Below are 14,188 nucleotides of genomic sequence, written 5' to 3'. Positions count from 1 at the left end.
GTCTGTTTCTCCACGCTTTTAGTGAGTGAGGTCGGTGGCGGCGATATCGCGGCTCACGCGCAGGAACTCGTCGTTCTCGGCGGCGAGCCCGATGGTGGCGCGCAGGTAGCCGGGAATGCCGACATCGCGGATGAGTACCCCGGCGTCGAGGTAGTGCTGCCAGGCGCGGGCCGCGTCGGTGAACCGGCCGAACAGCACGAAATTGGCGTCGCTGGGGATCACCTGGAACCCGAACGAGGCGAGCGCCGCGGCGACCCGATCGCGCTGGGAGGCCAATTCGGCCACACTGGCGAGGGTTTCGTCGGCGTGGCGCAGGGCGGCGCGGGCGGCGGCCTGGGTGACCACCGACAGGTGATACGGCAACCGGACGAGCAGGATCGCGTCGATCACCGCGGGCGAGGCCGCCAGGTAACCGAGGCGGCCACCGGCGAAGGCGAACGCCTTGCTCATCGTGCGGGTGACGACCAGCTTGGTCGGGTACCGGTCGATCAGGGTGATCGCGCTCGGCGCGGCCGAGAACTCCCCGTACGCCTCGTCCACCACCACGATGCCCGGTGCGGCGTCGAGCACACGCTCGAGGTCGTCGATGGGGACGCTGTGCCCGGTCGGGTTGTTCGGGCTGGTCACGAACACCACATCGGGACGGCGTTCGGCGATCTGCGCGACGGCGTAGTCGATGTCGAGGGAGAAGTCGCTGCCGCGCGCGGCCTCTAGCCATTCGGTGTCGATGCCCTCGGAGATGATCGGGTGCATCGAGTACGACGGCACGAAACCCAGTGCGCTGCGGCCCGGCCCGCCGAAGGCCTGCAACAGCTGCTGCAGGATCTCGTTGGACCCGTTGGCCGCCCACACATTGCTGGTATCGACGGCGACACCGGTCTGGCGGGTCAGGTACTCGGCCAGGTCGTGGCGCAGCGCGACCGCGTCCCGATCCGGGTAGCGGTGCAGGTCGGCGGCGGCGGCCCGCACCGACTCGGCGACATCGTCGACGAGCGCACGACTCGGCGGGTGCGGGTTCTCGTTGGTGTTGAGCTGCACCGGCACCGTCAATTGCGGTGCGCCGTAGGGAGATTTGCCACGCAGGTTGTCGCGCAGCGGCAGCTGGTCGAGGGTCGCCGAGGCGCCGGGCACGGTGGGGGTGCTCATGACAACGCCTCGAACCGCGCCTGCACGGCCTGACCGTGCGCGGGCAGGTCCTCGGCATTGGCCAGCGCCACCACGTGTCCCGCGACATCCTTCAACGCCGCCTCGGTGTACTCCACGATGTGGATGCCACGTAGGAAGGTCTGCACACTCAACCCCGACGAGTGCCGCGCGCAGCCCGCGGTCGGCAGCACGTGGTTGGACCCGGCGCAGTAGTCGCCGAGGCTCACCGGCGCCCACGGACCGACGAAGATCGCGCCCGCGCTACGCACCCGCGCGGCCACGGCCGACGCGTCGGCGGTCTGGATCTCGAGGTGTTCGGCGGCGTAGGCGTCGACCACGCGGAGACCCTGGGCGATGTCGTCGACGAGGACGATCCCGGACTGCTTGCCGCGCAACGCTTCCCGCACCCGGTCGTGGTGCTTCACCACGGCCAGCTGGGCATTGACGGCGGCATCGACCGCGTCGGCGAGGGCGACGGAATCGGTGACGAGCACGCTGGCGGCGAGCACATCGTGCTCGGCTTGGCTGATCAGGTCGGCGGCCACGTGCACCGGGTCGGCGGTGGCGTCGGCCAGCACGGCGATCTCGGTGGGGCCCGCCTCGGCGTCGATACCGACGAGGCCACGGCACAGCCGCTTGGCGGCGGTGACATAGATATTGCCGGGGCCGGTGATGAGGTCGACCGGTTCCAGCGCCGCACCGTCGGTGTCGGTGCCGCCGTAGGACAGCAGCGCCACGGCCTGCGCGCCACCGACGGCCCACACCTCGTCGACACCGAGCAGCGCGGCGGCCGCCAGGATCGTCGGGTGCGGCAGGCCACCGAACTGCGCCTGCGGCGGCGAGGACACCACCAGCGATTCCACGCCGGCGGCCTGCGCCGGGACGACGTTCATCACGACCGACGACGGGTACACGGCATTACCACCGGGCACGTACAGGCCCACCCGTTCGACCGGCACCCACTTCTCGGTGACGGTGCCGCCGGGCACCACCTCGGTGACCGAGTCGGTGCGGCGCTGATCGGCGTGCACCTTCCTGGTCCGCTCGATGGCTACCTCGAGCGCGGCGCGCACGGCGGGGTCGAGGGCGTCGAGGGCCTTGCCCAGCTCGGCGACCGGCACCCGGACCGCGCTCGGGCGGACACCGTCGAACTTCTCGCTGTAGTCCAGCGCGGCTTCGGCGCCCCGGTCGCGGATGTCTTCGACGACCGGCCGCACATGATGCAGCACCGAGTCGACGTCGACCCCTCCGCGCGGCAGCGCGGTGCGCAGCTCGGCGGCGGAGGGAGTACGACCGCGCAGATCGACGCGGGCGAGCTCGATGCGGGGAGTCATATCGGAGTGCGGTCCTGTTCTGTGCGTGGCATCAGGTCAGGTACCAGCCTAATGGGCGGCAACCACCGGTTTTCGGCCACATCCTCCTCGCGCGCCGATCCGCCCGTGTGTATCGGGCGGACCAGCGGTTTTCGGCGGGTGAGCTAGCGGGTGTCGCCGTCGATGCGCAGGTTGCCGTTGTAGTTCACCACGCGCATGACCATGGACTTGGTCTGGCCGTCGATGGTGATGCTGGCCAGGCGCATATCGGTCGATCCGTCGGCGTTGTTGCCGCTGACGGCGGTGATGCTGGTGAAGCTGGTGATGACGCGCGAGTTCCAGTACTGCCGGAACTCGGCCTCGCTGCCGTACACCTGCTGTGCGGCGGGCGTGAGCATCGACCACGACCCGGCAGGATCGCTGAAGAAGTTCTCCACCAGCAGACCGGCCGACCCGATGTTCACGGTGCCGGTATTGGGCGCCTGCCCCAGCGCGGGGATCGCCGAGGTCGTCGTCGGCGCGACAGCGGCCTGTGCCGTCGTCGTCGAATTCGCCTGCACCTGAGGCGAATCGGAGTCCGACCCACTCATGGCACTGATCGCGACGGCGATCGCGGCGATCACCGCACCCACACCCGAGCCGATCAGCACCGCACGACCCTTGCCCGGCTGCTTGCGCGGGGCGGGGGCGGGCTGGGCCTGGGTGGGCGGATGCGCGGCGGTGTCGTAGCGCGGCTGCGGGCGCGGCTGCGAACGGATCTGGCGGGTCGCCGCGTTGGACGCACCCGCGTGCGAGGCACGCCTGCCGCCGGACTGCCGGATCACCTGCGTGGTGGCGGCCGAATTGCGGCGGCCGTAGGCCTCGCTGGCGGGAACGAATCCGGCGGGCACCGCGTCGGCGTCGTCGGCGAAGGCGGCCAGCGCGTCGCGGGCCTCGGTCATCGTCGGACGATCGAGCGGTTCGGGGTTGAGCAGGTCGAGCAGGAAATCGGTGGCCGGACCGGCGTTGTGCGGTTCGCGCACCTGGCCGTTGGCGGCCGCGTAGAGCACGGCGAGCGGGTTGGCGTTGGCGCCGTAGGGCGGTTCGCCTTCCAGCGCGTGGAACAGGGTGGCGCCGAGGGCGAACACGTCGGCGGCCGGTGTCGGGTCGGCGCCGCGCGCCACTTCGGGCGCCAAGTACGCGGCGGTGCCGCAGATGAGGCCGGTCTCGGTGAGGGTCACATCGCCCGCGGCCCGCGAGATGCCGAAGTCGGTGATCTTCACCTCACCGTGCTCACCGAGCAGGATGTTGCCCGGCTTCACGTCGCGGTGCACGAGCCCGGCCTGGTGGGCGGCGATCAACGAGGACGCCACCTGCTCACCGATGCGGGCCACCTCGAGCAGCGGCAACGGGCCCTTCTGGCCCAGTTCCGCGGCGAGGCTCACCGACTTGAGGTATTCCATCACCAGGCACGGATCACCGTTGTGCTCGGTGATGTCGAAAACGACGATGGCATTGGGATGCTGGAAGCGTGCCGCATTGCGGGCTTCGCGAATCGCACGCTGGCGCAGCACATCTCGCTCGGCCTCGGGCAGGCTCGGCTTGATGTGGATCTGCTTCACCGCAACCGAGCGTTGGAGGCGTTCGTCGACAGCGCGCCATACAACGCCTGTGCCGCCGCTACCAATACGCTCGACCAGGCGGTAATGCTCCGCGATCTTCTGACCGGTATCGATGGCGCCTACTCCGAACCTTCTCGAAATTGTGACATCCCGCGTATTGACCATGGGTATGGCCCGCCGACGAGTGTAGCTCGACTGGTGGTGACCGCGTGCGGCAGCGGGGGGATTGCACGCCTGCGGAGAGTGAGATGGCTCATCGTGTCACACGAAGCATCCTGCCCGCCGACTCGACCGCCGGTCCGGAGCTGCCCGCGTCGGCGACGAAGACCGCGAAGGCGAGGTCGCCGCGGATTCCGACGAACCATCCGTGTGCGTGTTCGTCGTCGAGGTACTCGGCCGTGCCGGTCTTGCCGAGCAGGCCGGGAATGTCGCGCAGGGCGGTGACGGTTCCGGCGCTGACCGTCTCGGCCATCATGGCTTCCACCTGCGATGTCACCGCGGCGGGCACCGGTTCGGTCCGGCGGTCGGCGGTGCCAGGACGACCCACGACCACCGACGGCGCGGGCGCGGTTCCGTTGGCGAGCGAGGCGGCGACGAGCGCCATTCCGAACGGCGACGCGGTGACCGTGCCCTGTCCGATGCTCGCTTCCACCTGCTGCGCCGGATTCTGCGCGGTGGGAACTTTCCCGGTGACTGTCGTCAAGCCGGGTGTCACATAGTCCACTCCGAGGCCGAGTTGCGCGGCGGCCTGGGTGAGCCCGTCGGCGGGCAGGCGCACACCGAGCTGCGCCATCGTCGTATTGCAGGACCGGGCGAAGGCGGTGTGCAGCGGCACGTCACCGAGGTCGAAACCGTCGTCGTTGGGGATGGTCCGGCCTTCGATGGTGGCGCGGCCGGGGCACGGCAGCACGGTGTCGGCGGTGACACCGCCCGCCTGCAACGCGGCCGACACGGTGACGGTCTTGAACGTCGAACCCGGCGGGTAGAGCCCGGTGAGCGCGATGGGACCCTGCGCGTCGGCAGGTGCGTTCTGCGCGACGGCGAGCACCTCGCCCGTCGAGGGCCGCAGCGCCACGATGGCGGCGGGCGTCGGCACGGGCGCCAGCGCGCCTTCGGCGGCGTTCTGCAGGTCGATGTCGAGGGTGGTGGCGATGTCGGTGGTCGCGGTGGCGTCGGGTCCGGCGATGCGCTGGGTGCCCGAGGGCGTGTGGGCGCGTACCGCCCAGCCCGCCGCGTCGTCGGCCTGGTGCTGCCAGAGTTCGGTCAGTCCGGCCAGCGTCGGTGCCGCGAGGGTCTTGTCGACGGTCAGCAGTCTCGGTTGGGGTGCCAGGGTCACACCGCGCAGCCCGGTCAGCGTGTCACGGACCGGGGCGATGTCGGCCTCGCGCAGGGCGACCGCGGTGATCGGTTTGCCTTGGGCCGCATCGAGATCCGTTCTCAGGCTGGCCTCGGTGACGCCGTGCGGCGCGAGCGCGGCGGCCACGGCGGGCAGGTCGGCGTCCGGGGCGACGGTCACCAGGGTCACCACCTGCTCGGTCATCAGCTCACCACCGCTCGCGTCGAGCACGCGTGCGGGTTTCGGTGGTATGGGGCTGTAGCTGAGCGGGCCGAGATCGAGGCCGGGCGCCACCGTGGCGGGGTTCCAATCGATCGTCCAGTCGTTCTCGTCGGCCGTTCCGGTGCTGGTGTAGGTCCATTCGTCCTGACCGCCCGTGCCGAGCTTCCAGGTGGATTCGAGGGTGAAGCTCGCCTCGTCGGTGGCGCTCACCCGCACGGTGTCGTTCTTGCCCAGGTTCTCGAACAGGGTGGTGAGGGTCTGGCGGGCCTGGTCGGGGGCGTCGGTGAGGGCCGCGGCGGCCGCCGCGTCACCGCTGCTCAGGGCCTTCGCGAAGGCCTCGGCGACCGTCTGTGGCTGGTCCGGTCCGGACGAGCACGCGACGGGCACGACAGCGAGCGCGACGAGCAGGACCGATGCCTTGCGGGGTATGCGCACCGGTCCGAGGGTAGCCGGACCTGTGGCGCGCGTGGTGATCTCGCGCTCACCACCAGCCGGTGACGGCGGCGATCTGGCGGCCCAGTTCGGGGGCGAGTGATCGGGCGTAACTGGCGGTGAGGTGGTGTTCGTCGCGATAGATCAGCACATTGCCCTCGACGACCCGGCAGCGCTGCGGGCGGCACACGGCGTCGGAGAGATCGAGCAGGTAGATGTTCGGGTAGCCGGCGGCCGGTGCGGCGGCCGGGTCGACCGCGTCGAGCGCCTCGCTGCGGTCCATCCCGCAACTGTCGGGATCGCCGCGGTGGGCCAGACAGTCCGGGGCCCGGTAGAACACGCCGTCGCGTCGCAGCCGCGGCGTGTCGCGCAGGGCGAGCACATTGAGCCCACGCTCCTGCAGCGCCGACCACACCTCGAGGTACTCGCCGGGCACCTCGTCGCCCGGTGCGTCCTTGCGGTAGCGGGTCGACAGGGTGACCACCCAGTCCGGTTGTTCTGCGGCCAACCGGTCGAGCACTTCCACCGACCACTCGTGACATTCGGGGAAGGGCCATTCGGCGTAGGACGGCTCGTCGACCAGCACCAGCGGGCACCCTTCCTTGAGGTAGGACACCACCCGGAAACCGTGTTCGGCGCCGAGCACTTCGAGTGCGGGCAACCAGTGTTCGGAATGCGAGCCGCCGACGAGCGCGATCGAGCGGGCGGCGTCAGGGTCGCCGTAGACGCAGGTGCGAACCTCGCGGTTGGGTGTGATGCACCCGTCGGTGGTCGGCGAGGGGGTGTCGACGTGACCTTCGAACACGGTGGGCCGCATGGGCGCCTTGGGGAACTCGGCGCCGGAGAGCAGCGCGGTTGCTCCCGGGTAGCGCAGGCTGTCGAGGTTTTCCGGTGGCACGGCCGGGTTGGCGAGCAGCACCAGCTGCCAGCCGAGGGCCGAGGCGAGCACGGCGACGGTGAGCGCGCCGACGAGTGTCCCGGTGGCCCGGTGCGGCGGTGTCTCCTGACCGCGCGGCCCCATCCGCAGGGGTGCCTCGATCCAGCGCGCGGTGGCGTAGGCGGGGATCAGCGAGACACCGATCACCACCAGCCCGTCGACGACACCGGCGTCGGTCCGCCCGGTCTCGCCCAGGTAGAAGATGAGAATCGGCCAGTGCCACAGGTACAGCGGATACGCCATCGCGCCCAGTTCGGTGCACACCCGCCCCGACAGCAGCCGGGTCGCGGTGCCAGGTGTCGTGCCGGTTCCGAAGCCGGCGGCGATCACCAGGCAGGCGGCGGTCACCGGCCACAGGGCGGCGACGCCGGGAAACTGGGTGGCGCCGTCGAAGAGCGGACCGCAGGCGAAGACCATGAGGAGCCCGAGCCCCGCGGCCAGACCGCGCAGCCGGGTCGGCAGGCGCAGCCAAGGCGCCGCGATGGCGAGCACCGCGCCGGCCAGCAGCTCCCATCCGCGCGCGAGACTGTCGTAATACGTCCAGGCCTGGTGGTGTCCGGTTCCGGTCGTGGCGTACCAGAACGAGAGCAGCCCGATCGCGGTCAGCACCGCGATGAGTGTCCCCCGGTCGGCCCTGCCCCGGCGGCGCAACCACGCCCAACCGGCCAGCAGCGCGAAGATCACCAGATAGAACTGTCCCTGCACCGACATCGACCACAGGTGTTGTAGCGGGCTCACGGTCGGGTCGGGTGCGGTGTAGTCGAGTTCGGCGACGGCCAGATACCAGTTCTGGGCGTAGAACATCGAGGCGAGAGTCTGCGCGGCGGTTTCGCCGAGCAGGGTGTAGGGCCGCAGGGTGATCGTCGCGACCGCGACCGCCGCGAGCACGACGACCAGCGCGGGGGTGAGTCTGCGCAAGGTTCGGCGCGCGGTCTCGGTGGCGGCCACCCGGCCGCTGCGCTCCACCCCGCGCACGATCGCGCCGGTGAAGAAGAAGCCCGACAGCACGAGAAACACGTCGACGCCACCGGAGACCCGGCCCGCCCACACGTGGAACGCCACGACCAGCGCGATCGCCACGCCGCGTAGCCCGTCCAGGTCCGACCGCCAGCCGGGCCGGGCAGCGGCCCCGCTCGAACGGACCCCCTGCTCCGGCTGACCCGGCAACGCGAAATGAACCTTCGGCACAAACGACCCCACTGAATCGGACCCCACCGCAGCGATCGGGGTTTGTTTCCCGGCAAGTAACCATCAATTTGCCGTAGCGACACGATGGAAGCAAACCGCCGAGCCGTGTCGGTGGGACCGAAATGCGGTCAGGCGGTGCGCCAGGGTGTGGTGACGAGCACCTCCGCGTCGGCGGGGTCGAGTTCGATGTCGAACACCTCGGTCAGCACTTTCGGCAGGTCGGTCGCATCGATCTCGCGGCTTTCGCTGGTGCCGTCGGGGTATTCGGTCACCAGGGTGAGGTCGTCGAGCACGTGGTGGACGTCGGGCCGGAAGCGCTGCAGGAACGGCCGGGTGGTGAACGGTGAGTGTGGCGAGGTCGACACGAAGTGGTTCCCCACCGCGAAGTCGGTACGGTACTGCGGGTTCTCGGTGAAGGTGTAGCGATCGATCCAGCCGTCACGGCCGAACTGGTAGAGCACCCACAGGTCGTCGCGATGCTCGAGCCGGAAGCGCCAGTCCCCCAACGTGAATTCGCCCGCGCTGTCGGCCAATTCGTACGGTTCGAGCGGACCGGCACCGAAACCGACATCGCAGATCCAGACCCGGTCGTCGTCCGGGGTGGTGACGCGGAGCAGGGCGTGGGTGGCGGGCCGGATCGCCCCCGTGGCCAGCGAACCGAAGGTCACCCGGCCGCTCAGGCCACGCACATCGAATCCGAGGCGTTCCAGGGCGGCGGCGAAGAGACCGGCGTTCTCGTAGCAGTATCCGCCGCGCGCGTGCCGGACCAGTTTGTCCTGCAGGGATTTCAGATCGAGCGGAATGCCGCGGCCGAGGATGATCTCGAGGTTCTCGAAGGGGAACGTGGTGGTGTGGGCGCGTGTCAGGGCGCGCAGGGTGTCGAGCGAGGCGGTGCGCGGTCCGTCGTAGCCGATCCGGGCGAGATAGGCGTCCAGATCGAGCTCCTCGCCCAGCCAGCGTTCGTCGCGTGCCACGGCCTCGGTCATCGCATCCTCGTTTCGGTCGGCGTCTGTTTCGCACAACCGAGCCTCGCCACGGGTTGTTCCCCGGCACAGCACACGGTCCCCGTCACCCCTGGTAATCGAGGGCGGCGGGGACCGTGGCACCCGCGTGTCGGGCGCGGGTGGCGGGGGCGAGGTCAGCGCAGGGCTACCTCCGAGCCGCGGTGCAGCTGTACCGGCGCGGTCTTGCTCGCGGTGTCGGCATTGATCCCCTTGGCGGCCGGATTCGCCTGCTCGAGTTGGGGTTTGCGGTCGAGCAGGGTCTTGGTGAGGACGCAGGCGAGGTTCGCGTCGAGGTCGTCGCGGACCACGAGCAGGTTGGGCACGACCACGGTCGGCACGTCGGCGCTCAGGCCGTAGGTGGCGGCCGGGATCGAGCCCGCCTCGTAGACGGGGTTGATTTCCTTCAGCTTCGGCAGCGCCCCCGTGATGTCGAGGAACCTGACCTTGTCCTTCGCGGTGGTGAACAGGTCGGTGATGCCGGGCGTCGGTAGGCCACCGGACCAGAACATGGCGTCGATCGAGCCGTCCTTGAGACCGTCGACGGTCTTGGTGAGGTCGAGGCGCTGGGCGGAGATGTCGGTGTCGGGGTTGAGACCCGAGGCCTGCAGGACGCGCTGGGCGATCACCTCGGTGCCCGATTTGGGCGAGCCGGTGGAGACCCGTTTGCCGCGCAGGTCGGCCAGGGAGTTGATGCCCGCGTCGGCGCGCACGATCACCTGGGTGTAGTTGTCGTAGAGGCGGGCCAGCGCGCGCACCGGCTGGACGCTGGTGAAGCTGCCCTTGCCCTGCACGGCGTCGGCGGCGGAGTCGGCCAGCGAGAAGCCGACCTGATAGGTACCGCCGACCACCTGCTGGATGTTCTGCACCGAGGCTCCGGTCTCGGCGGCGGTGGCCTTGACCTTGCCGTCGGTGGCGGCCGAGATCTGTTCGGCGTAAGCGTTGCCGAGTGCGAAGTACACACCGGTCGCATTGCCGGTGGCGATGCCGATCCTGGTGTCCTGCTTCACTTCACAGCTCACCTCGCCACCGGTGTCCGCCGTCGGCGAGTCCTGTCGGCCGCCGCAGCCCGTGAGCAGGGCGGCGGCGGTGCTCGCCGCGACAACGATGCCAAGTGTTCTGATCATGACGACCTCTCTCCTCGACGGCGGCGCCGCCTGCTGACCGATCACGGTGTGCCCGTGGCTTTTCGACGACGCACGCGTTCGACGACTCCGGCCGCTGCGGCGACTACGAGCACACCGAGCCCGATCGCCGTCGCCGTCGGGTGCGGATACAGCAGCGTGAGACCGGCGGCGCCCGCGAGCACGCGCGGCACCGCCCCCACCGCGCCGATGCCGAGGATCCAGCCGCCGGTCGCGGCCGCCAGCGCCGCGACGCCGACGCACGCGGCCGCGGTCACCCACACCACGTCGAGCAGCGCGCCACGGCCGAGCAGGTGCTGCCCGGAGTCGGTGAGCACGAACATCAGCGGCACGAGGAAGGCGGGCAGCGCGTAGCGCAGCGCCGACCACATGGTCGGCATGGCCTTCGCGCCGGTGACGGCGGCGGCGCCGACGGCGGCGAGCGCGGTCGGCGGGGTGACCTCCGAGAGCACCGAGAAGTAGAAGACGAACATGGCGGCGGCGGGCGCGGCGACGTGCAGGTCGAGCAGAGCCGGACCGATGATGACCCAGCCGATCACGAACGACGCCGTCACCGGCACCGCGAGACCGAGCAGCGACAACGCGATCGCGGCGAGCAGCGCGGTGGTGGCGAGCACGACGGCGGGGTCGTCGGAGAGCACCGAGCCTGCCCGTACCAGCAGCGAGGCGAGCTGGGCGCCGAGACCGGTCTTGGTGGTCATCGCGGTGATCACACCCGCCGCGGCGCACACGGCGACGACCGGCAGTGCGGAGCGCATCCCCAGCGAGAGCGCACGCAGGGCTTCGAACACGAAACGTTGCAGTGTTTTTCGCGTCCATAGGCCTGTGGGGGTCGACTGCTTTGTCGCCGTTGCGTCTGACGATGCGTCGCCCGTTGACAGGTCGCCTACCGACGTGCCATCAGTCGACTTGCCGACTGTCGACTTGCCGACTGTCGACGATCCGCCAGTCGATGATGGGGCTCCGGCCGCGTCGCGAGCTCGCAGCATTCGATCCGGCACAGCCAGGATCAAGGCGAGCGCCGTGGCGTAGACGACGGCACGGGTCGCGCTCACCCCGGCGAGCAGCAGCACCACGATGACGATCAGCGACGAGAAGTGATACCCGAAGCGTCCCAGCAGTTTCCACCACGGTGTCGGCAGCGGGCCATCGGCGAGGTCGGCCGGGGCGCGCCCTTCGGCATGGATGCGACGGGCGTCGATCTCCACCGACAGGAGAATGCCGAGGTAGTACAGCAGGGTCGGGATGAGTGCCCAGCCGAGCACGGTCACATACGACACGTCGAGGTACTCGGCGACGATGAATGCCGCCACCCCGAGCGTCGGCGGTGACAGGATCGCGCCCACACCCGCCGCCGCGAGCATGCCGCCCGCCTGTTCCGGCCGGTAACCAGCCCGCTTCAGGATCGGCCAGGTGACCGCACCGGTACTCACCGCCGTCGCCGTGCCCGACCCGGACACGGTGCCGAGCAGGAATCCCGACGCCACCGCCGTGCGCCCGGCCGCACTGTGCGAGCGACGGAACAGCGACACCGAAAGATCGACGAAGAACCGAGCGGCACCGGAGAATTCGAGCACCGCGCCGTACAGGGTGAACAGCACGATGTAGCTGGCCGCCACGTCGAGCGGGGTGCCGTAGAACCCGCTACCCGAGTTGTACAGCGCGTCGACGATCTGGTCGACGTCCAGCCCGGCGTGGGCGATGGCCCAGTTCTGCGGCAGCAGCCCGCCGTAGTAGCCGTAGGCGAGGAACACCAGGCACACGATCGGCAGAATGACCCCGGTCGTGCGCCTGCACGCCTCGAGCACGAGCACCAGCAGCAACCCACCCATCGCCACATCGAGCGGGGCGAGCATGCCCTGGCGGTCGAGGAAGGCGTTGTAGCCGCCGCCCGCGTCACCGAAGGTCAACGGCAGGATCGGATACAGGCACACCACCAGGGCGATCGCCGCGAGCACCCAGTCGAGCACCGAGGGCGCGTCGGCCCGGTCGAGCCTGCCCCACCAGGACCGATAGCTCAGATACACCAACGGCAAGGCGATCCCGAGAAACACCACCAGGTAGTACTGGCTGCCCTGGGCCAGCGGCCGGAACACCTGCCAGATCGACAGCAGCGCCACCGCGAGCGCGACGATCCCGACCAGCCTGGCCGGGAATCCCGACAGGGTCCGTGCGGGCCGTTCCTCGTCGTCCACACCCAGCTCAGCCGCGGTGACAACGGGCGGCGCAACGCTCATGTGCGGACGATAGCAACGGGATTCGGGCATCGGAGCGAAAACGGCGACCGGGCGTTCTGCACAAAATGGACACTAAGCGGGCGTGCGTTTCTGTCGGTACCCCCACTTAGGATGCGGCCCATGATCTCGATCGATAGCGCGCAGCGGCGGGCCCGCCTGGCGATCCGGCATCGCCTCGCACCCTCCGCCCGGTCCACCGACCCGGTCGACATCGCCCGGTCGATGGTCGTCCTGCACGCCACCGATCCGGCGACGGTGTTCCTCTCGGTCGGCGCGCGCGGTATCGACCTCACCCCGGCGGATATGGAGAAGGCGCTCTACGCCGACCGCACCCTGCTGCGCCTGCTCGCCATGCGCCGCACCATGTTCGTCGCCCCCACCGAGCTGCTCCCGGTCCTGCAAGCCTCCACCTGCGACGCGCTGGCCCACAAGCAGCGCCGCGCCTACGGCCGCTATCTCGAGCAGGCCGGGATCGACGACGTCGACACCTGGTTGCGCGAGGTGGAGGCCGAAACACATGCGGCGCTACTGGCGCGTGGCGCGGCCACGGGCGCCCAACTGGGCAAAGACGTCCCCCGGTTGCAGACCAAGATCGATACCGCGCCCGGCAAGTCGTATTCCAAGCCCACGAGCATCACCACCTGGGTCCTGGTCATCCTCGGCGCCGAGGGTCGCATCGTCCGCGGCCGTCCCAACGGCGGCTGGGCGAGCAGCCAGTACACCTGGTCACCGGTGGAAACTTGGCTCCCCCAAGGCTTTACACCGATGCCCGCCGACGAGGCCCGCACCGAACTCGTCCGCCGGTGGCTCTACGCCTTCGGCCCCGCCCCCGTCACCGACCTGAAGTGGTGGACCGGCTGGACCCTCGGTGACATCCGAAAGGCCCTTGCCCCTTTGGACATCGCCGAAGTGGATCTCGACGGCACCCCCGGCATCATCCTGGCCGACGACCTCGCTCCTGTCCCCACCCCCGAGCCCTGGGCGGCACTGCTCCCCGCCCTCGACCCCACCCCCATGGGCTGGCAGTCCCGCGCCTGGTTCCTCGGCCCCCACGCCCCCGCCCTCTTCGACACCAACGGCAACATCGGCCCCTCCATCTGGGCCGACGGCCGCATCGTCGGCGGCTGGGCCCAACGCCCCGACGGCGAAGTAGTCACCCGCCTCCTGGAAGACGTCTCCCCCGAAACCCGAAAACTCATCGACACCGAAATCGACCGCACCACCACCTGGTTCGGCACCACCCGCGCCATCCCCCGCTTCCGCACCCCACTCCAACGCGAACTCACGGCCTGACCGGTCTCCGCACGTCGGTCACAATGGTCGGATGACACCTGTCGAACCCGAGTGGATCCCCCTACTGAGTTACGACGCCGTCACAGGCTCACAGCGCCCGATCAGCGCATTGCGCGGTTGACTACGCGACCGCGGGATCGACTGGATGCCCTTCGCCGCCGACGAGATCCGCGTCGACCTCCCACGAGTCCAACACCGCGACGGTCGTTTCGGCTGTTCGGTCTGCGTATCCGTCCGCAGCGAAGTCCTTCGACCACTGGGCCTACATCCCGACCAGCCCGAGTCGCGACCCGTGCCCCCGGCGCCACCGGCGTGGTGGCACGCTGCGGCCGAGCGC

9 protein-coding genes are annotated in these 14,188 nt (G+C 69.8%); 1 reads left to right on the top strand and 8 read right to left on the bottom strand.

From position 1 onward, the window contains the following. Window positions 1-18 precede the first annotated feature (18 nt). From AB0F86_RS26230 to AB0F86_RS26195, 8 genes are all read right to left on the bottom strand, one after another. A complete protein-coding gene (locus AB0F86_RS26230) occupies window positions 19-1,146 on the bottom strand; it encodes a histidinol-phosphate transaminase (RefSeq protein ID WP_067498747.1) in 1,128 nt (375 codons plus the stop codon). Beyond that, the gene (hisD, locus tag AB0F86_RS26225) at window positions 1,143-2,480 is read right to left on the bottom strand and encodes a histidinol dehydrogenase (RefSeq protein WP_181697630.1); all 1,338 of its coding nucleotides are present in this window, start codon (window positions 2,478-2,480) and stop codon (window positions 1,143-1,145) included. Before hisD ends, AB0F86_RS26230 begins: the two co-directional genes overlap by 4 nt. Before the next feature lie 143 nt (window positions 2,481-2,623). Then, a complete protein-coding gene (locus tag AB0F86_RS26220; RefSeq protein WP_181697629.1) occupies window positions 2,624-4,225 on the bottom strand; it encodes a serine/threonine-protein kinase in 1,602 nt (533 codons plus the stop codon). Between the two features lie 88 nt (window positions 4,226-4,313). Beyond that, window positions 4,314-6,053, bottom strand: coding sequence for a penicillin-binding transpeptidase domain-containing protein (locus AB0F86_RS26215; RefSeq protein ID WP_356987258.1), 1,740 nt, complete (start codon window positions 6,051-6,053; stop codon window positions 4,314-4,316). Between the two features lie 46 nt (window positions 6,054-6,099). Beyond that, window positions 6,100-8,175 (bottom strand): acyltransferase family protein, encoded by a 2,076-nt coding sequence (locus tag AB0F86_RS26210; protein ID WP_356987257.1) that lies wholly within the window; start codon window positions 8,173-8,175, stop codon window positions 6,100-6,102. A 128-nt stretch (window positions 8,176-8,303) separates the two neighbouring features. Further along, window positions 8,304-9,161 carry an arylamine N-acetyltransferase gene (locus AB0F86_RS26205; protein ID WP_356987255.1) on the bottom strand — a complete coding sequence of 286 codons (858 nt, stop codon included), beginning with the start codon at window positions 9,159-9,161 and terminating at the stop codon, window positions 8,304-8,306. 152 nt (window positions 9,162-9,313) lie between these two features. After that, window positions 9,314-10,303 carry a TAXI family TRAP transporter solute-binding subunit gene (locus AB0F86_RS26200; RefSeq protein ID WP_181697626.1) on the bottom strand — a complete coding sequence of 330 codons (990 nt, stop codon included), beginning with the start codon at window positions 10,301-10,303 and terminating at the stop codon, window positions 9,314-9,316. 41 nt (window positions 10,304-10,344) lie between these two features. After that, entirely contained in the window at window positions 10,345-12,558 is a 2,214-nt protein-coding gene (locus AB0F86_RS26195) for a TRAP transporter fused permease subunit (RefSeq protein ID WP_356987253.1), read from the bottom strand. Between the two features lie 120 nt (window positions 12,559-12,678). On the opposite strand from AB0F86_RS26195, the gene AB0F86_RS26190 reads away from it, so the two are divergent. Continuing rightward, entirely contained in the window at window positions 12,679-13,851 is a 1,173-nt protein-coding gene (locus AB0F86_RS26190; protein ID WP_356987251.1) for a winged helix DNA-binding domain-containing protein, read from the top strand. The last annotated feature ends 337 nt before the right edge of the window (window positions 13,852-14,188 follow it).

Source organism: Nocardia sp. NPDC023733 (genome assembly GCF_040639775.1).
Lineage (GTDB): Bacteria > Actinomycetota > Actinomycetes > Mycobacteriales > Mycobacteriaceae > Nocardia > Nocardia rosealba.
Note: the sequence above shows the minus strand (reverse complement) of the source record. Positions and strands in the feature narration are given on the sequence as shown.